Source organism: Saccharomonospora cyanea NA-134 (assembly GCF_000244975.1).
In the GTDB taxonomy this organism is placed as follows: domain Bacteria; phylum Actinomycetota; class Actinomycetes; order Mycobacteriales; family Pseudonocardiaceae; genus Saccharomonospora; species Saccharomonospora cyanea.
The window spans coordinates 2,115,452-2,132,728 of sequence record NZ_CM001440.1 but is presented as its reverse complement, the minus strand read 5'-3'; the positions used below and the strand labels follow the sequence as shown (position 1 = coordinate 2,132,728).

General features: G+C 71.3%; 19 protein-coding genes and 1 pseudogene. 10 read left to right on the top strand and 10 right to left on the bottom strand.

Annotation, left to right across the window (positions count from 1 at the left end; all coding sequences use genetic code 11):
* Positions 1-22 precede the first annotated feature (22 nt).
* From SACCYDRAFT_RS10275 to SACCYDRAFT_RS10255, 5 genes are all read right to left on the bottom strand, one after another.
* Positions 23-871 carry an ABC transporter permease gene (locus SACCYDRAFT_RS10275; protein ID WP_005455924.1) on the bottom strand — a complete coding sequence of 283 codons (849 nt, stop codon included), beginning with the start codon at positions 869-871 and terminating at the stop codon, positions 23-25.
* A complete protein-coding gene (locus tag SACCYDRAFT_RS10270; protein ID WP_005455923.1) occupies positions 868-1,854 on the bottom strand; it encodes a daunorubicin resistance protein DrrA family ABC transporter ATP-binding protein in 987 nt (328 codons plus the stop codon). The genes SACCYDRAFT_RS10275 and SACCYDRAFT_RS10270 overlap by 4 nt, the downstream gene beginning before the upstream one ends.
* A gap of 300 nt (positions 1,855-2,154) precedes the next feature.
* Positions 2,155-2,556: an SgcJ/EcaC family oxidoreductase gene (locus SACCYDRAFT_RS10265; RefSeq protein ID WP_005455922.1), complete on the bottom strand. Its 402-nt coding sequence runs from the start codon at positions 2,554-2,556 to the stop codon at positions 2,155-2,157.
* 33 nt (positions 2,557-2,589) lie between these two features.
* Positions 2,590-4,056 carry an SDR family oxidoreductase gene (locus tag SACCYDRAFT_RS10260; RefSeq protein WP_005455921.1) on the bottom strand — a complete coding sequence of 489 codons (1,467 nt, stop codon included), beginning with the start codon at positions 4,054-4,056 and terminating at the stop codon, positions 2,590-2,592.
* 103 nt (positions 4,057-4,159) lie between these two features.
* On the bottom strand, positions 4,160-4,996 hold the full coding sequence (locus SACCYDRAFT_RS10255; RefSeq protein ID WP_005455920.1) for a helix-turn-helix transcriptional regulator: 837 nt from the start codon (positions 4,994-4,996) through the stop codon (positions 4,160-4,162).
* 85 nt (positions 4,997-5,081) lie between these two features.
* Here SACCYDRAFT_RS10255 and SACCYDRAFT_RS10250 point away from each other — a divergent pair, with 85 nt between their 5' ends.
* Both SACCYDRAFT_RS10250 and SACCYDRAFT_RS10245 read left to right on the top strand, forming a co-directional pair.
* Positions 5,082-5,789 carry an SDR family NAD(P)-dependent oxidoreductase gene (locus SACCYDRAFT_RS10250; protein ID WP_005455919.1) on the top strand — a complete coding sequence of 236 codons (708 nt, stop codon included), beginning with the start codon at positions 5,082-5,084 and terminating at the stop codon, positions 5,787-5,789.
* A complete protein-coding gene (locus tag SACCYDRAFT_RS10245) occupies positions 5,786-6,481 on the top strand; it encodes a DsbA family protein (RefSeq protein ID WP_157606480.1) in 696 nt (231 codons plus the stop codon). Before SACCYDRAFT_RS10250 ends, SACCYDRAFT_RS10245 begins: the two co-directional genes overlap by 4 nt.
* Here the strand turns inward: SACCYDRAFT_RS10245 and SACCYDRAFT_RS10240 are convergent.
* A complete protein-coding gene (locus tag SACCYDRAFT_RS10240; protein WP_005455917.1) occupies positions 6,421-7,614 on the bottom strand; it encodes an aminotransferase class V-fold PLP-dependent enzyme in 1,194 nt (397 codons plus the stop codon). The two genes, SACCYDRAFT_RS10245 and SACCYDRAFT_RS10240, sit on opposite strands and share 61 nt — an antisense overlap.
* A gap of 663 nt (positions 7,615-8,277) precedes the next feature.
* Here SACCYDRAFT_RS10240 and SACCYDRAFT_RS10235 point away from each other — a divergent pair.
* The 3 genes and pseudogenes from SACCYDRAFT_RS10235 (at position 8,278) to SACCYDRAFT_RS10225 (ending at position 9,809) form a co-directional block, all read left to right on the top strand.
* Entirely contained in the window at positions 8,278-8,631 is a 354-nt protein-coding gene (locus SACCYDRAFT_RS10235; protein ID WP_005455916.1) for a histone-like nucleoid-structuring protein Lsr2, read from the top strand.
* A 104-nt stretch (positions 8,632-8,735) separates the two neighbouring features.
* A pseudogene (locus SACCYDRAFT_RS10230) lies at positions 8,736-9,084 on the top strand (histidine triad nucleotide-binding protein).
* A 26-nt stretch (positions 9,085-9,110) separates the two neighbouring features.
* Entirely contained in the window at positions 9,111-9,809 is a 699-nt protein-coding gene (locus SACCYDRAFT_RS10225; RefSeq protein ID WP_005455914.1) for an SRPBCC domain-containing protein, read from the top strand.
* 9 nt (positions 9,810-9,818) lie between these two features.
* Here the strand turns inward: SACCYDRAFT_RS10225 and SACCYDRAFT_RS10220 are convergent, their stop codons facing one another.
* Positions 9,819-11,018, bottom strand: coding sequence for an ROK family transcriptional regulator (locus tag SACCYDRAFT_RS10220; RefSeq protein ID WP_005455912.1), 1,200 nt, complete (start codon positions 11,016-11,018; stop codon positions 9,819-9,821).
* Between the two features lie 128 nt (positions 11,019-11,146).
* Here SACCYDRAFT_RS10220 and SACCYDRAFT_RS10215 point away from each other — a divergent pair, with 128 nt between their 5' ends.
* From SACCYDRAFT_RS10215 to SACCYDRAFT_RS10200, 4 genes are all read left to right on the top strand, one after another.
* The gene (locus SACCYDRAFT_RS10215) at positions 11,147-12,244 is read left to right on the top strand and encodes an ABC transporter ATP-binding protein (RefSeq protein ID WP_005455910.1); all 1,098 of its coding nucleotides are present in this window, start codon (positions 11,147-11,149) and stop codon (positions 12,242-12,244) included.
* A gap of 293 nt (positions 12,245-12,537) precedes the next feature.
* Positions 12,538-12,786, top strand: a complete 249-nt coding sequence (locus tag SACCYDRAFT_RS10210) for a hypothetical protein (protein ID WP_005455909.1) — start codon at positions 12,538-12,540, stop codon at positions 12,784-12,786.
* 126 nt (positions 12,787-12,912) lie between these two features.
* Positions 12,913-13,455, top strand: a complete 543-nt coding sequence (locus tag SACCYDRAFT_RS10205) for a dihydrofolate reductase family protein (RefSeq protein ID WP_005455907.1) — start codon at positions 12,913-12,915, stop codon at positions 13,453-13,455.
* A gap of 44 nt (positions 13,456-13,499) precedes the next feature.
* Positions 13,500-14,252, top strand: coding sequence for an esterase/lipase family protein (locus SACCYDRAFT_RS10200; protein ID WP_005455906.1), 753 nt, complete (start codon positions 13,500-13,502; stop codon positions 14,250-14,252).
* 74 nt (positions 14,253-14,326) lie between these two features.
* Here the strand turns inward: SACCYDRAFT_RS10200 and SACCYDRAFT_RS10195 are convergent, their stop codons facing one another.
* The 3 genes from SACCYDRAFT_RS10195 to SACCYDRAFT_RS10185 all read right to left on the bottom strand — a co-directional run bounded on the left by SACCYDRAFT_RS10195 (position 14,327) and on the right by SACCYDRAFT_RS10185 (position 16,025).
* A complete protein-coding gene (locus SACCYDRAFT_RS10195) occupies positions 14,327-14,872 on the bottom strand; it encodes a hypothetical protein (protein WP_005455905.1) in 546 nt (181 codons plus the stop codon).
* 214 nt (positions 14,873-15,086) lie between these two features.
* Positions 15,087-15,401, bottom strand: coding sequence for a hypothetical protein (locus SACCYDRAFT_RS10190; protein ID WP_005455904.1), 315 nt, complete (start codon positions 15,399-15,401; stop codon positions 15,087-15,089).
* Positions 15,402-15,554: 153 nt separating this feature from the next.
* Complete coding sequence (locus tag SACCYDRAFT_RS10185) at positions 15,555-16,025, bottom strand: NUDIX domain-containing protein (protein WP_005455903.1); 471 nt, start codon at positions 16,023-16,025, stop codon at positions 15,555-15,557.
* A gap of 715 nt (positions 16,026-16,740) precedes the next feature.
* On the opposite strand from SACCYDRAFT_RS10185, the gene SACCYDRAFT_RS10175 reads away from it, so the two are divergent.
* A complete protein-coding gene (locus SACCYDRAFT_RS10175; RefSeq protein WP_005455900.1) occupies positions 16,741-17,256 on the top strand; it encodes a flavodoxin family protein in 516 nt (171 codons plus the stop codon).
* The last annotated feature ends 21 nt before the right edge of the window (positions 17,257-17,277 follow it).

The following is a 17,277-nucleotide window of genomic DNA, read 5'->3' as shown; positions in this document are numbered from 1 at the left end:
AGTCGGTACCCTTGCGGGGGATTCAGCGCCGGTTGTACAGACGCATGGTGATGGTGCCGAACCCGACCGTCAGCACCGCGGCGGCCGCCAACGTCCATGTGATCGCACCCAGGTCCCACGTTCCGTGCATGGCGCCGCGCACCGCCGCCACGACGTGCGTCACCGGGTTGACGTCCACGAACGCCTGGAGCCAGCTCGGCATCGTGTCCGGTTCGACGAGCACATTGGACAGGAACGTGCACGGGAATAGCACCATCGAGCTCACGCCCATCACGGCCTTCTCGCTGCGCAGTAAGAGCCCGAGCACCGTCCAGATCCACGAGAACCCGAACGAGAACACGACGAGCAGCGCGACATCGGCCAACACCCCGAGCACGCCTCCGGCCGGTCGGAACCCGATCACCAGACCGACCAGCACGATCGTCGTCGACGCCGTCGTGTAGCGGAACACGTCACCGAGCAGCGCACCCACCAACGCGGCGGGCCGCCAGATCGGCAGCGTGCGGATGCGGTCGAACACCCCCTTGGCGATGTCGACGTTGATCCCCATTCCGGTGTACATCGTGATCACCATGACGCTCATCACGAGAATGCCCGGCAGCAGGTACTGCACGTACTCGTCGGCCGATCCGGCGAGCGCTCCGCCGAACAGGTAGGTGAACATCAACGTCATGATCACCGGGAACACGGTGACGTCGATGAGTTGTTCGCTGTCGTGCTTGAGCTTCAGCATGGCGCGCCACCCGAACGCCAGCGACGCGGCGAACGCGCTCGCGGGGGCGGGGCGCCTCCCGTCCGCGAGCACGGCCCGCAAAGCCGATCCGGTGTCCTGCGCGGGCGTCCCGTGTTCGGTCGTGGGCGCGGCGGTCACGCCGGTACCTCCTGGTTCGTCCGTTCGGTGAGCGAGAGGAACACCTCGTCGAGGGTCGGGCTACCGAGCGCGAAGTCCTCGACGCCGATGCCTCGCCGGGCGAGTCGGTCGAGCGCCCGCGCGGCCCGGGTGGCGGTGTCGTCGGCGGCGGCGCCACCGCGGACGCGGGCCGTCACGACCGTGGGGTCGGCCCCGAGTCGCGCGGTCACTCCGAGAACGCTGCCGAGCACGTCGGCCGCCTCCGTCCGCTGGTCGGCATCGCGCAGCCGGACCGTGACGGAACCCGCCCCGACGGAGGCCTTCAGCTCGGCCGGGGTCCCCTCGGCGATCACCTTGCCGTGGTCGATGACGGCGAGCCGGGAGGCGAGCCGGTCGGCTTCTTCGAGGTACTGGGTGGTGAGCAGAACGGTGGTGCCCAGCGCGACGATCTCGCGCACGATGTCCCAGATCTGGTTGCGGCTGCGCGGGTCGAGGCCGGTGGTGGGTTCGTCGAGGAACAGTACGTCCGGGGTGACCACGATGCTCGCGGCGATGTCGAGCCGCCTGCGCATGCCACCCGAGTAGGTCCTGGCCTGCTTCTCGGCGGCTTCCGTGAGACCGAACGTCTCCAGCAGGGCGTCGGCGCGGCGCCGCGCCACACGCTTGGAATGACCGAACAGCCTGCCCAGGAGCACGAGGTTCTCCCGACCGGTGAGCCCCTCGTCGACGGAGGCGTACTGGCCGGTGAGGCTCACCCGCGCCCGCACCCGGTGCGGTTCGCGCTGGACGTCGTACCCCATCACGGTCGCTGTGCCGGCGTCAGGCCGTAACAGGGTCGCGAGCGTGCGCACCGTGGTCGTCTTTCCCGCGCCGTTGGGGCCGAGCAGCCCGTAGACGGTGCCCGCGGACACGGCCAGGTCGACCCCGTCCACCGCACGCTTCGGACCGAAGCTCTTCACCAGCCCCGCCGTCTCGATCGCCAGTCCACCGCGCTCATCGGCCACCGTGCGTCCCCTTCTCCCTCGGCGCCGGACCAGGCAGCGACCGGGATACTCCGTCCGTCGCGGGTCCTTCGCACGCCATCACGGAGACGATGGCACTCGCCGTCCGCGCCCCGCCACCGGTTTTCCGCGCGGCGTCCCCCGGGAGTCGTTCGGCTGCGGGACGCTGGCGACGGGGTTCGCCACCGCGGTCCGTGGACCGGACCGCTGAACCGGAGCCACGTCGACGGTGGCCGTGCGGTCTCGTGGCGACCGACCACGCCCATACCGCCACCGTGCTCTTACGCCACTCCGTACCGGGGTTCAGGCCGCGACCGGTGTGTTCTGTCCCGTGCGGATGCGCCAACCCTGCTCGTCGCGCGTCATCACGAAGACGATGACACTCGCCGACCGCGTACCGGGACCGGTTCCCTCAGCGGGCCAGGTGTTCTCCTGCCGCGCGTGTACGACGGCGACGTCACGGGCGAGCAGCGCGACGTTCTCGACCGTGAACGTCGCCCGCACACCTCGCAGTGGTCCCTCGAAGACGGACTTCTGCGCGCGGTGAAGGTCCTCCGCGCCGCGCACCAGGTTGCCCGCCACGTTGACGAACACGGTGTCGGGTGTGAACAGTCCGATCATCGCGTCCGCGTCACCGTCGTCGAAGGCCCGCTCGTAGCGTTCGACCACCGCCATCAGGTCACTGTGGATGTTGTCGAGGTTCATGGCACCATCCTGAAACCTCCAGCATGGTCGAGATCAAGTCCCGGTCGTGGCGCTTCGCTCCGCCGCTGCGGTGATGTTGCGTACCATGCCGCCGAAGACCAGCGCGTGGAACGGCGTGACGGCCTTCCAGTAGAGGTGCCCCGCGAATCCTCTTGGCACGAACACGGCGCGCTGCCGATAGCGAGCACCGCCGTCGGAGTCCGGCCGCACCGACAGCTCCAGCCAGGCCTGCCCCGGCAGCCGCATCTCCGCCCGCAACCGCAGCAGCCGGGGGCGGTCCACCTGCTCCACCCGCCACCAGTCGAGTGCCTCCCCCACCCGCAGTGTCCGAGGATCCCGGCGTCCTCGCCGGAGCCCGACCCCACCGCCCAGCCGGTCGATCCACCCGCGGAGTGACCAGGCGAGCGGAAACGAGTACCAGCCGGTCTCACCGCCGATGGACTCGACGACGTCCCACAGCGCGTGCGGGTCGGCGCCGGTCCGTCTCTCCCGCACGTCGGTGTACACGGAACCCCCGGACCAGTGCGGGTCGAGCGGCATCGGCTCCGACGGGTCACCGGGCGTGGCGTCGGACCAGCGGGTGGGCACGTCGGCGTCGCGCACCCGGGCCAGCGCCAGCCGGATGGCCCGGTCGTACCCGGTCAGCCCGCCCTCGGGGTCGTCGATCACCTCGGCGACCGAGTGGTCCCGGCACACGACCTCGTGCACAAGCGACTCGACGAGCGGCACCGCGATGGCGCGGGGCACGGGCGTCACCAGGTTGACCCACTGCGCCGACAGCCACGGTGTCAGCACGGGCACCACGAGGATCACCCGTCTGCGCAGTCCGGCCACGGCGGCGTAGCGGCGCAGCATGTCGAGGTAGGTCAGCACCTCGGGGCCGCCGATGTCGAAGGAGGCGTTGATCCGCCCGGCCGCGGTGGCAGCGCCGACGAGATAGTGCAGCACGTCGCGTACGGCGATCGGCTGAATGCGGTTGCGGGCCCAGCGCGGCGTGACCATGACGGGCAGGTTCTCCGTCAGGTAGCGCAGCATCTCGAAGCTCGCCGAACCGGAACCGAGGATGACCGCGGCCCGCAACTCCACGGTGGGCACCGGGCCATCCCGCAGGATTCGCCCGACCTCGGATCGCGACGCGAGGTGCGCTGACAGCGGTCCTGACTCGGGGACTATGCCGCCGAGATACACGATGCGCGACACTCCCGCCCGCCGCGCGGCGTCCGCCACGATCCGCGCCGCCTCACGGTCGATGTCGGCGAAACCACGCTGGGTCAGGGAGTGGACGAGGTAGTAGACGACGTCCTGGCCGCTCATGGCTGCGGTGACACCCGCGGCGTCGGTGACGTCCGCGCGCACGACGTCGACCCGGTCGCGCCAGGGCACCTCCGCGAGCTTCACCGGGTTCCTGGCCACAGCGCGCACCCGGTGTCCCGCCGCCAGCAGTTCGGGCACCAGACGTCCGCCGATGTAGCCGGTGGAACCGAACACCACACATCGCATACCGCTGTCCCTCACCGTCCGCGCGGACCGACAGAGTCCGTTCGAGGTCCGTTCGGGCAGAGTGTCCGGTGGAGCACCCGCTTCCGCCACCACGCGGCCCGGATCACCCCAACGGGTCAGTCGCCGCGGACCCGGTCAACAGCCGCAACCGGCGCTCGGTGTCGCTGCCCCGCTCCGCCGTGTAGAGCACGACCCGGAGGTGACCCTCGTACTCGGTGAGCACGTCGCAGTGGAGCGTGAACAACCCGAGCCGGGGGTGCGCGACCGTCTTGGTGTGCCGGGTGTGGGCGCCGACGGCGTGGGAGTCCCACAGCCGCGCGAACCGGGGACTGACCTCGCGCAGGTCCCGCACCAGCGCGCGCACCTCCTCGTCCCGCGGATACCGGCCGCTCGCCGAACGCAGGTCGGCCACGGCCGCCCGCTCGAACGCCGCCGCCTGTTCAGGAGTGGTCACGACCCGGCCGGTGTCTCCGGTGAAATGCCGCCACAAGGCGTTGCTCTGGCGCCTCGCGGCCGACGGCGTCTCACCGGTGAGCGCGACGAAGGCGTCGTTGCAGGCGATCAGGTGCCACGCGGCGTCGTGGACGGCGACGGGCACGTCCCCGAGACGGTCGGTCAGCCCGCGCACCGCGTCGGGCACCTCGGTGACCAGTCGTCCCGCCGTGGGTGGGGCCTGGCCCGCGAGGCGGAAGAGGTGGTCCCGCTCGGGCTCGGACAGGCGTAGCGTCCGCGCCAGTGCGGTGAGCACGGGGGCGGACGCCGACGTGGCCCGCCCCTGTTCCAGCTTCACGACGTAGTCGACGGAGATCCCGGAGAGCAGCGCGACCTCCTCGCGCCGCAGCCCGGACGCACGGCGGCGCGCCCCGGCGGGAAGACCTACCGATGCCGGTTCGACGCGCTCCCGCCATCGGCGCAGGAGGATTCCGAGCTCACGCTGCACTCTCCCAGTGTCCCAGGGTGGTACCGGCCGTCCCAGGACGGACGACCACTATCCGCACCGAACCCGGGCCCGCCACGCTGGGGGCATGACGATCACTGTGATCACCGGTGCGACCAGGGGGCTCGGCCGCGAGACGGCCCGCCGCCTCGTCGCCGCAGGCCACACCGTCCACCTCGGCGCACGGGACGTCGAGCGGGGTCGGCGTGTCTGCGACGAGCTCGGGGCCCGTCCGCTGCCGCTCGACGTCACGTGCGAACGTTCCGTCCAGGCCGCCGCCGACCACGTGCGGGAGGTGAGTGGGCGGGTCGACGTGCTCGTCAACAACGCGGGCATCGCCGGGGCCCACCTGCCCGCTCCCGAACTCGACGCGGAGAGCCTGGCGCGGGTCTTCGAGACCAACGTGTTCGGCGCCGTGCGGACCCTGCGCGCGTTCCTGCCGCTGCTCCGGCGCAGCTCCGCGCCGGTGGTGGTCAACGTGAGCAGCGGCCTCGGTTCGCTCGCCGCTGCCTGCGCGCCGGAACAGCACCGCGACACGGTGCCCGCCTGGCTGCCCGCACCGGCCTACGCCGCGTCCAAGGCCGCCCTCAACATGCTGACCGTCCAGTACGCCCACGCGCTACCAGGGATGAGGATCAACGCCGTCGACCCGGGTTACACGGCCACCGACTTCAACGGCCACACCGGCACCCAGACCGTCGAGGAAGGCGCCGAGATCATCGTCCGGCTGGCCACCGTCGGTCGCGACGGCCCGACCGCAGGCTTCCACCAACTGAAAGGAACGGTTCCGTGGTGACCGACCACTCCGAGCAGGCTCGCACCGTGGACGTCGTCGTCGACTTCGTCTGCGTGTACTGCTACCTCGCCTTCACCCGCTTCCGGCGAGCGGCGCAGCGGTATCGTGACCGTGGCGGCACGGTGCGGGTGCGGTTCCGGCCGTTCCAGCTACGCCCGGACGCCTCGCCCGACGGCGAGCCGGTGTTCGCGGTGCACGCCCGTGAACGGGGCGAGGCGTTCGCCCGCCGGGTGGCCGCCGACACCACGATCGGCACGGCCGACGGGCTGGACATCCGGCTCGGCGGCGCCGTCTTCACCAACACCGCCGACGCGCACCGGCTCGTCGCCACGGCGGCGGAGCAGGGCCTCGCCGAGGAGATGGTTCAGCGTCTGTTCCGCGCGTACTTCGCCGACGGCGTGAACATCGCCGACGCACACGTGCTCGACCGGTTGGCCGCCGAGGTCGGCGTCACACCGGGCACCGGTGACCCCGGTGACCCCGACGCGCTGCACCGGGCGCTCGCCGAGGTGCGCGCGAGCGGGGTGAGGACGGTGCCGTCGTTCCGCTTCGACGACGGCACCGTGTTGGAGGGCGAACGCACCGAGGACGAGTTCGCCGCGGCGCTGAGCCGAACGACCTCGTCCGCGCGTCACCGCAGGGCCGAACCCACCTCCTCGCAGAACCGGGCGACCTCGTCCGGGGTGTTGTAGTAGTGCACGGAAGCCCGGACGAGTTCGTCGAGCTCCCGAGCCGCCATGTCCCACGGCGTCGAGGACGCGTAGGAGACACTCACGTGGATCCCACGCTCCTTCAACCTTCCGGCGAGTTCGTGGGCGGGCAGCGTCTCGGCGCGGAACGACACGATGCCCGAGCGGTGTGAGCCGATGTCGGTCACCGTGACACCGGGCAGCTCGGTGAGCCGGTCGCGCAGGTGCTCGGCCAACGCGGTCACGTACTCGTGTACCCACCGCGGACCCACGTCGAGGTAGTAGCGCGCCGCCTCGCCGAGGCCGAGCACGGCGGCGACGTTGCGCTCGAACAGCTCGAACCGGCGGGCGTCGTCACGCAACCGCACCCGGCCGTCCTCGAACCACGCCGAGTCCAGGTCCACGTGCACGGGGTTCAGCCGGTCGAGCACCGAGCGGCGGACGGCGAGGAACCCCGTGCCGCGGGGAGCGCGGAGGTACTTGCGGCCGGTGGCCGACAACGCGTCGGCGCCGACGGTGGCGAGGTCGAGCGGAACCTGACCGGCGCTCTGGCACGCGTCCACCAGGAACAGAGCCGGACTGCCCGCCACGACCGCACCGATGCGTTCCACGGGTTGCACGAGGCCGCCGTTGGTGGGTGCGTGCGTGATCGCCACCATGCGGACGCGGTCGTCGAGCATCGTTTCCAGCATGTCCAGGTCGATGTCGCCGTCGGCGGTGCTCGGCACCCGGTCCACGGTGACACCGTGGACCTGTGCCGCGGAGAGCATGGCGATGAGGTTGCTGGAGTACTCGGGCGCGGCCGTGAGGATCCGGTCCCCCTCGCGCCATGGCACGGCGGTGAACACCGACAACCACGAGCGCGTGGCGCTGTCGGTGATGGCGATCTCGTCCGGCCGGGCCCCCACCAGCCGCGCGATGGCGGCATAGCCGTCGGCGAGTTCGTCGCTCACCTCGGCGGCGGCCTCGTACCCGCCGATGCGCTCCTCCAGCCGCAGGTGCCGCACCACACGATCCACCACCTGCCGGGGCGGCAGCGAGGAACCCGCGTTGTTGAAGTGCATGACGGCCTCGCACGCGGGAGTGTCGGCACGCAGCCGCGCGACCTTCTCCCGGGTGCCGCTGTCATGGATCAAGGGCCGCTCCCCTCGTGACCGCACGGCGGCCGCCGTGCGGGGCAGGCATTGTGATCACCCGCCACACTACCCGGCCGGGGAACGGGCCACCCGTTTTTCGGGGGAATAACGTCGCCGACCGACGGAGTGCCATTAGAGCAGCGCACCAGGCCCGGAGTGTTTTCCCGTCTTTTCCGCCTCGGCACGCGCCGTGGAAATGGGTGGAGGGTCCCCCACCCGTTCCGGCCAACGGAATCACCCGACATCACTCGACTCACTCGGTGCCGCGTGCGCCCGCTTCCGCGCGGCACGAGGGCCCCGCCGTCCTCGCTGGACACGAGCTCCACAGTGCTGCCCGAGCAAACACGCTCGAGCGGAAGTCATGATATAGCGCGGAAAACCCGGACGTACGGGGCGGCGACCGAGCCGGCGCGCCGACCGGAGCCGGGTCCGGGCCCGAGCGCCACGGGACCCCCCACCTGGGACGAATACGCTTCGCTTCCCCACAACTGCGGCGCGCATTCCCGAAGCCCGGGCGAACGTGAGCGGGGAACCGGACAGGGCCGTTTCCATTTCGCCGGATAACACAAACGGCGCCTGCTCGGCCCCCATGACCGTCGGGTACACTTCTCGGCCAGCAGACTTCAATTCATTCGCCGACCCGGCGCGAAGCAGGAGGAACTGGTGGCGCAGCAGATTCTTGTCTCCCTCGTGGACGACCTCGACGGGTCCGAGGCCGACGAGACGGTGCAGTTCGCCCTCGACGGTGTCACCTACGAGATCGATCTGTCGGCGGAGAACGCCGGGGAACTGCGGGACGCGCTCGCCCAGTACATCGAGCACGCCCGCCGGTCGGGTGGCCGGAAGCGGACCGCCACTCGCCGCCGAGCGGGCGGCCAGACGCCCACCCGTTCCTCGTCCGCCGAACGCGAGCAGAACCAGGCCATCCGCGCGTGGGCTCGCAAGAACGGCTACGAGATCTCCGACCGCGGGCGCATTCCGTCCGAGGTCGCGGACGCCTACCGCAAGGCTCACTGAGCACCGTCTTCGTTCCTCCCGGCTCCGCGCCGCCCACCGCCGCGTGAGCCGGGATTTCCGGCCCCTTCCTCGCGGGCACGCGCGGTGCCGCATACAGTGAGCGCGTGAGCACAGATTGCCTGTTCTGCCGGATCGTCGAGCGTTCCGTGCCGGCCACCGTCGTGCACGAGACCCGACACGGTGCTCGCGTTCCGGGACATCGATCCCCAGGCCGAAACGCACGTCCTGGTGATCCCCAAGGAGCATCACCCCGACGCCGCGGCCATGGCGGTCGCCGATCCACAACTCGCGGGAGAGGTGCTCGCGGTCGCAGGTGAGGTCGCCAAGATCGACGGCGTGGACGCGTCCGGTTACCGACTGGTCTTCAACACGGGCGCGGACGCCAACCAAACGGTCTTTCACGCCCACTGTCACGTGCTGGGTGGCCGCAACCTCACGTGGCCTCCGGGCTGAGGACCGGTCCTGGGGAGGAACGTCAGATGATCGACATCGCCGATCGGCTCACCGCGACCTACCGCGAGGTGCGCGCGACGACGGAGACCTCCGAGGTCGCCGAGACCGCCGAGACCTCCGAGTCCTCCGCCTCCGGTGGGTCCGCGGCGTCGGAGCCCCACGGAGACTCGGCCGCCGGGTGCGGTCTGGTGCTGCGACGGCGGTTCCCGTGTCCGCCCGAGACCGTGTGGAGCGCCGTGACCGAAGCCGACCGCCTCGGCCGGTGGCTGGCCCCGGTCACGGGCGAACTGCGCGCGGGTGGCACGTTCCACGTCGCCGACCACGCCGACGGGACGGTGCTGGAATGCGTGCCACCGCACCTGTTCGCCGTCACCTGGGGCGGTGACGCACTCGTGGTCACCGTGCGGCTGGCCGCGGACGAGGCGGGCGACACCGTGCTCGAACTGGTCCATACCGGTGTCCCTCGCGACGGCGCGGTGCGTCACGGCCCAGCCTGGGACGTGGCCATCGCGAGCCTCGAACGCTTCCTCACCGGGGACGCCGGAGAGGAACCCGCCGCGTGGCGCGGCTCCACGGAGGTGCAGACCTTCGCCCAGCACTCGGTCAGCGCGTGGGTCAAGGCCACCGAGGTGAGCGGCGTCGCGACGGCCGAGGACCTCACCGACGCGGTGCGCGACTGCCTGCGGCGACTGGCTCCGGACCTGACGCGGCCCTCCACGGCCTGAGTCAGCCGCTCAGCTCGCCAGCCAGCGGGCCGGGTCCTCCACGAGCCGCCGGGTCACGGTCGCCGCGGCGGCCAGTGCCACCGCGTCGCCCCCGAGAGGCGAGGCGCGCACCAGCGGCTCCCTCTCGGGGTGTCCGCGGCCGAGTTCGTCGGCGACCTGCTCGGCGAACCGGGCGCCGAGTGGGGCCAGGTGTCCACCGAGCACCACCGTCGCCGGGCCGTGTACGACCAGCAGGCCCGTGAGGGCGCCGCCGAGTGCCGAGGCGGCCCGCCGCAGCGCCGCGCGCACCTCCGGAGCTTCCGAGCGGGCCAGTCCCCGCATTCGACCGTCGCCGCCGGGCAGGCGGGACGCCACGGGCGTGTCCGGGTTCTCCGCCCGCAACAGGGCCCGCGGTCCCGCCACGGTCTCCAGACAACCGCGGGCCCCGCAGCGGCAACGATCACCACCACGCCGCACTCTCACGTGCCCCAACGGGCCCGAGGGACTGCGGTCCCACCCCTCGCCCGTACCGACCACACCCACTCCCAGCGACAGCTCCCCGCCGACCACCACCAACGGCCGCGCGGCGTCCGCCCCGCCGAACCACCGCTCGGCCAGCGCGGTGAGCCGGAAGCCGTCGTGCACCGACACGGGGATGACCCCGCCGCTCAGCTCCGCCAACCTGTGGGTGAGCAGCCGGGACAGCGGGACGTCGACCCAGCCGAGTTCCGCCGACCGCACCCGGTCCTCCCCGTCGACCCGGCCGGGAACGCCGACCGCGATCCCCGCGGCCACCGTGTCCCGCGCGTCGGCCGAAGCCAGCAACCTGCGCAGCACGGGTTCGGCGGCCTTCACCACCGCTGCCGGATCACCGTGCAGGTCGTCGACTCGCCGCAACGCGCGGTCGCGCACCCGGCCGGTGAGGTCCAGCAGGCAACCCGCGACGTGGTCGGCCTCGATCTGCACTCCGACGCCCACCGGCCCGGACGCGTTGACCACGAGGTGTGTGGCGGGCCTGCCGGGGCCGCTGTGACGTGCCGTGCCCAACTCCCGCACCAGTCCGGCGTCGAGCAGCTCGCCGGTCAACTGGGTCACGGTGGTCTTCGTCAGTCCGCTCCGCTGGGCCAGCTCGGCGCGGGACACCGGGCCGTGACCGGCGATCAACCGTGACACGAGCGCCAGGTTGTGGGCGTGCTGGCCCACCTGACGAGCCGGTCTGGCCCAGTCCACGACCTCACCTCCATGTGATTAGTCAGTCCACTGGACTATCGAACTCTAGCCACGATCGGGTGAAGCGCGGTAGACAGTGGCGCACCGCGAGCGGTTCGAGCTCGCCAGCAGGAGAGGAACAATCCAGCATGGCCGAGGTCTCCTTCGTCGAAGCGTCCCGACTCTTCCCCGGCAACCCTCCCGTGCGCGCGGTGGACAAGCTCTCCCTCGACATCGCCGACGGTGAGTTCCTGGTACTCGTCGGGCCGTCCGGCTCCGGCAAGTCGACCGCGCTGCGGATGCTCGCGGGCCTGGAGGACGTCGACGAGGGCGCCATCACCATCGGCGGCAAGGACGTCACCGGGGTCTCCCCCAAGAACCGGGACATCGCGATGGTGTTCCAGTCCTACGCGCTGTACCCGCACATGACGGTGGCGGAGAACATGGGGTTCGCCCTCAAGATCAAGCGGGTGCCCAAGACGGAGATCGCCGAACGGGTCGCCGAGGCGGCGCGGCTGCTGGACCTCACCGACTACCTCGACCGCAAGCCGAAGGCGCTCTCGGGCGGTCAGCGTCAGCGGGTCGCGATGGGACGCGCCATCGTCCGCGAACCCGCCGTGTTCCTCATGGACGAACCACTGTCCAACCTGGACGCCAAGCTCCGGGTCGAGACCCGGGCGAACATCACCGCACTGCAGAGCCGGCTGGGCACCACCACGGTCTACGTGACCCACGACCAGGTGGAGGCCATGACGATGGGACACCGGGTGGCGGTGTTGAAGAACGGTGTGCTCCAGCAGTGCGACACCCCGAAGGCGCTCTACGACACACCGGCGAACGTGTTCGTGGCCGGGTTCATCGGCTCCCCCGCCATGAACCTGACCACGGTCCCCCTCACCGACGGTGGAGCCAAACTGGACGGTCTCACGGTGCCCGTGGCGCGCGACGTCCTCTCCGGTGACGCCGCCGGCCTGCGCGAGGTGACCGTGGGCATCCGGCCGGAGGGTCTGCGTGCCGCCTCGGCTGACGAGCCCGCTCTGGAGCTGAAGGTCGAACTGGTGGAGGTGCTCGGTTCCGACGCCTACGTGTACGGGCAGGTGGACGTCGGCGGCAGGCACGAGCGGTTCATCGTGCGGACGGAGGCCGACCGGACCCCGTCGTTCGGACAGACCATGCGCGTCACGCTGCGGCACGCCGACGCCGCCCACACGTTCAACCCCGAGAGCGGTGTGCGGCTCGGTTCCTGATCGTCGGTCTCACGCCCCGAGCCGGGTGACATCGATCAGGGCGTGAGGCCGGCCAGCGGCGTGTCCGCGAGCCACCCGGCGTCGCGACGCGGGTCGCTCCCGCGATGCCGGTGACCCTCGAACCCGGACAGGAAAGTCCGCTGGAAGTACGTCGACACACCAGGGGCGGGTTCAGGCTTCCCAGGCACCCGCCCCTGGTGATCGTGTCACTGGAAGTGCGGGGCGACAGCCACGACGGCCACTGTCGTGCACCGGGCACGTCAGGCCCCGTGCTCACCCCGGTAGGAGACCGATTGACTCGCAGGAACGTCGAGAGCGCCGACGTGGAGATCGTCGACTTCGGTGATGTGGTCGCTGACGAGCGAGTGATCGAGTTTCACCTGCGCCGGGGCGGAAACGACGAAGCGGTTTTCGCGGTCGTCGTTCCGGAAGGCGGCGACTGGTCGTCGGCGATGTTCAGCGTCGATCCCCGAGCCGGGGACATTCCGGTGGCTGTCGTGGAACAGGCCCTGGCGGTGGCTCGGGAAATGGTGCGGGGGTGACGCGCTCCCAGGACCGGCGATCGGATGCTCGCGCGGCACTCGGTCCCCGGCGGGCACGCCCGAAGCGATGAATCCGGGCGCACCGGGTTGTCCTTCCGGGTACACCCCACGTGGAAGGAGTGCGACATGGGCATCGTACGGTGGCACACCATGCTCTCGGTGGACGGTTTCGTCGCCGGCCCCGGCGACGCGATGGACTGGGCCTTCGCCTATCCCGACCCGGTCCCCGAAGCGGAGGAAGTGATCGAGCGCACCGGTGCCATCCTGTGCGGTCGTCGCACCTACGACGTCGGCCGTAAGCCCGGGCAACGGCAGGAGGCCACCGAACCGTTCGGTGGTGCGTGGCACGGGCCGCAGTTCGTGCTCACCCACCGGCCTCCCGCCGACGAACCGGACCCGTCGATCACGTTCCTGTCCGGTGACGTCGAAACCGCCGTCCGCACGGCGCTGGCCGCGGCGGACCGCCGTGACCTGCTCCTGCTCGGCGCGGACGTCGCCCGCCAGTGCGTCGAGCGCGATCTCGTCGACGAGCTGCTGGTGCACGTCGCTCCGGTCCTGCTCGGCGCGGGGGTACGGCTGTTCACGCGGAAGGGCGCACCGGTGCCGCTGAGCCCACCCGAGGTCACCACCGCCGGGGTCGTCACCACCCTGCGTTTCCGCCTGCGCTGACCCCGCGGTGTGCGTAGCCGACGGGCGAGCGGGTATGGACCCGGGTGTGGTCCTCTCGGGAACGGGTGCTGACCGTGACGGCACGGATGGTTCCGCGGCTCGTGCGGCACCCCGTGTGGCAGGCGGGCGGGCCTCGTGACGGAGCCGGGCAGGGAGTGCTGCTCGTTCCCGGTTTCGGCTTCGGTGACTGGAGCCTGCGTCTGCTGCGCTCGTGGCTGACGGCCCGTGGGTACCGGTCCCTCGGTACCCGCACCGGACTGAACCTCGGGTGCACGGCCACGCTGGTGGACCGGGTCGAGCGCCGGCTGGAGCACCTGGCCTGCGTCACCGGTCGCCGGGTGATCGTCGTGGGGCAGAGCCGGGGCGGCTGGCTCGCCAGGATCGCCGCCGTCCGCAGACCCGACCTGGTGCGCGGGCTGGCGATGCTGTCCTCACCCGTGCTGGACCCACTCGGGGTTCACCCCCGAGGGGTCGAACTCGCCCGCACACTGGTGCGAGCCTCCGGTTGGGGTGTTCCCGGCCTGCTCGACGCCGACTGTCTCGACGGCGACTGCTACCGCACGAACTCGGCGCTGCTGCGGGCACCACTGCCCCGGCAGGTCCCGGCCGTGTCGGTGTTCTCGCGTCGCGACGCCGTGGTGCCGTGGTGGCTCTGCCAGGACCCGTGCGCCGACTGTGTCGAGGTGGGCAGCTCGCACATGGAGATGGGCCTGGATCCGGAGGTCTACGCCCTGCTCGGCGAACGGTTCGCGCGCTGGAGCGCCGACCCGAGACCCACGCCGTTCTCGGTGCGCTGAAATGCGCGTCGGGCCGCGCCGTCCGGCACCGTCTGACACCGACTGACTATGCCCCTCACGCGGCCACCGATCGGTCAGTGCCGGACCGAGCGGGGTGACCACTCTCGCGGTGGAGGGCCGACGTCCCGCTCCCGGACGGGCCGCAGGCGGGCGTGGACCTGTCCGGGCCCTGGCCCCGACCGGGAGGCGAGGGCGTCGGCGACGAGGCCGGTGGCGAAGGCGTAGACCGCCTTGTGCAGGAGGTCGACGACGAGCTCGTCACGCGGCCACGTCCACGGCGGGGCGCCGACGCCGGTGGCGTTTTCGAAGGTCTGGTCGTTGGTCAGGCGCACCGCGAGGAACAACAGCGACGACCAGGAGCCACGCAACCCGGCTCCGGCCATCACCCCACGCACAGCGCCGAGCAGAGCACCCTGCCCCGCGTGCATGGCGAGGTTGCGCCGCCAGGCCCGTCGCCCACGGGCGTGCGCGAGGCCGAGCAACCGTTCGAGTGTTCGAGCGGGAACGTAGGAGTCGGGGCGGCCGGTGACCCGTTGTTCCAGCTTCTCGGCCAGTGTCATGGCGGCGACGCCGACCGCGCCGGCGGCGACACCAGCCGCGGCCGAGCGCCCCCACGCCATCCTCACCTGTCGCACGGATGTCCTCGCTCGTGTAGTCGTGTCGGAGTGGACGGGCCGGTCCGCCCACTCCACGCGACGAACCGGCCCCACGCCGCGGACGCCGGACCTGCCGTCCCCCGCCCCGCGGCGCGACGGGGAACGTCTGTCAGACTGCCTCGACCGGTGCACCAAAGGGCAGGGCCGAAGGGCCCCGATGGCGCGTCTCCCACCGGGTTCACGCCGCGCTCCGGGTGTCCGGCACCTCGGGTGCTGGTGGTGCCCGCACGGCGTCGAGTGCCGCATAACAGCCGGGGCACAGAAGCCAGTGGTTCCGGACGGCGACGAGGGTGGCCTCGCAGTGTTCACGACACTGCGAGCAGTGGAACTCGATCGCCGTGGCGAGACTGTAGAGATCCGCGTCCGGCCGAACCGGGTAGGACGCGAGGATCTGCGCCGCCATGCCGTCGGCGAGCATGATCCGGTGATCCGGTTCTCCCACGACGTGGGCCTGGTCGGTTCCCGTCTGCGGGATCTGCGGCGCCATGCTCATGGTGGCAGACGTACCCCTGTCAGGGGGCGGCAAACGGTACCGGCGAGCATGGTTCGTATCACCCGATCGATCCAGACCAGGCGACGAGGAGGACGTCTCGACCCAGCGCCTTCCTGAACGGACCACGGTGGACACTCGGCCGGGTGAGCGCGGTCAGGCAAGGCGCTCGGCAAGCCGGTCGAGAAACACTCGCTGTGCGACCACGACCTTGGCCTTCGCCCGTTCGAGGTCGAACCACTCGACGCGATCGAGCTCGGGGAACTCCCGCACGACTCCCGAGCCCCTCGGCCATTCCAACGCGAAGGTTCCCGGCACCACCGTGTCCGGGTCCAGGTCACCGTGCAGAGCGAACGCCGTCACGACCTTCCCCCCGGCCTGGCGCACCTCACCCAGCGGCACCAGTTCGCCTTCCGGCGGCGGCAGGCCGAGCTCCTCGGTGTACTCCCGGCGCGCCGCGACCTCGGGCGTCTCGTCCGGTTGGTACTCACCTTTCGGAATGGTCCACGCCCCCGCGTCACGCCTCGTCCAGAAAGGGCCGCCCATGTGCCCGAGCAGTACCTGTGTCGTGCCGGCGACGACGCGGTGCAGCAGGATTCCCGCGCTGCGACGAGGCCGCCGGGTCATCGACGTGCGGCGCTGCCGTCCGCGCCCGCCACCTCCCACCCGCGCAGCCGTTGCGGTCCGACGGTGTACTCAGGATCGCCGGTCGGCACCTTCCCCGCTTCGAACAAGTCCCACTTCGTGAGCACCGGGGCTGCGAGCCGCGCGACGGAAGGGTTCGGCAGGTTCCCATGCGCGGGCTGAGCCCGAAACCGCTGTGTCACCGGTACCTCCGCCTCCCTCACCGGATCACCGTTCGTGACCGCGCACGGCCACACAGTGTGTGTCCGCCGCCACCTGGGTACCCCGCTCATGTCCGTTCACACAGGGTGAGGAGGGCGATGCGCTGTGACGGCTGTGTCCTCGGTTTCCTCGGCGTACCCGGCGTCCGGAGAGAGAAGCATCCGGTTCCACGGCGACGCGCCGGCGATCGTCTGCGGTGAATGCGGATTCCGCACCGCCAGAGTCGCGTCGCTGCTCGACTCCGCCGGTAGGGACGCGGGCACCGTGGTCGTGTGCGTAGCGTGCCAGGAGCGGGAACGAGCCCACGCCGCATCCGCCGCCCGGCGCGCGGCGGAGCGTGCGGCGCGCCAGACCGTTCTTCCCCGTGGGCGGCGCGCTCCCGTGACCCGTACCGTCGCACTCCCCCGTACGCCGCGCCGCACGCCGGGGACACGTGGTGACCGCACAGAGTCCTTCGGCTCTGTCTCCGGCCGGGCGCCGTCGGCATCGTGACAGCATGCGGTCACTACTGGTGTACGAGTCCATGTTCGGCAACACCCGCGCGGTCGCCGAAGCGGTGGCCGACGGGCTGCGGCGACACGGCGCCGTGGAGATCGTGGAAGTCGGCGACGCGCCCGACACGGTGGAGGGCGTGGACCTGCTGGTGATCGGCGCGCCGACGCACGCGTTCGGCATGAGCCGACCGGCCACGCGCGACGACGCCGCCCAACGCGCCCGCGCCGCGAACGCGCCACTGGTGTCGCGACGAGACGGTGTGCGGGAATGGGTGGCTCGGGTCCGGCTGTCGTCGCCGGTGAGACTCGCCGTCTTCGACACCAAGGTGGCCAGGCCACGTCTGCCGGGTTCGGCGGCCAAGGCAGTCGCGAAACGACTTCGTGGAGCACCTGTCGAACTCGCCGCCGAGGCGCGGCACTTCCTGGTCGTGGACACCCTCGGCCCCCTCGTCGACGGCGAGACCGAACGGGCTCGGGAGTGGGGCGCGAAGCTGCCGGCTCGTGTGCCGACCCGCTGAGCGCGGCTCCCCGGCCCGGCG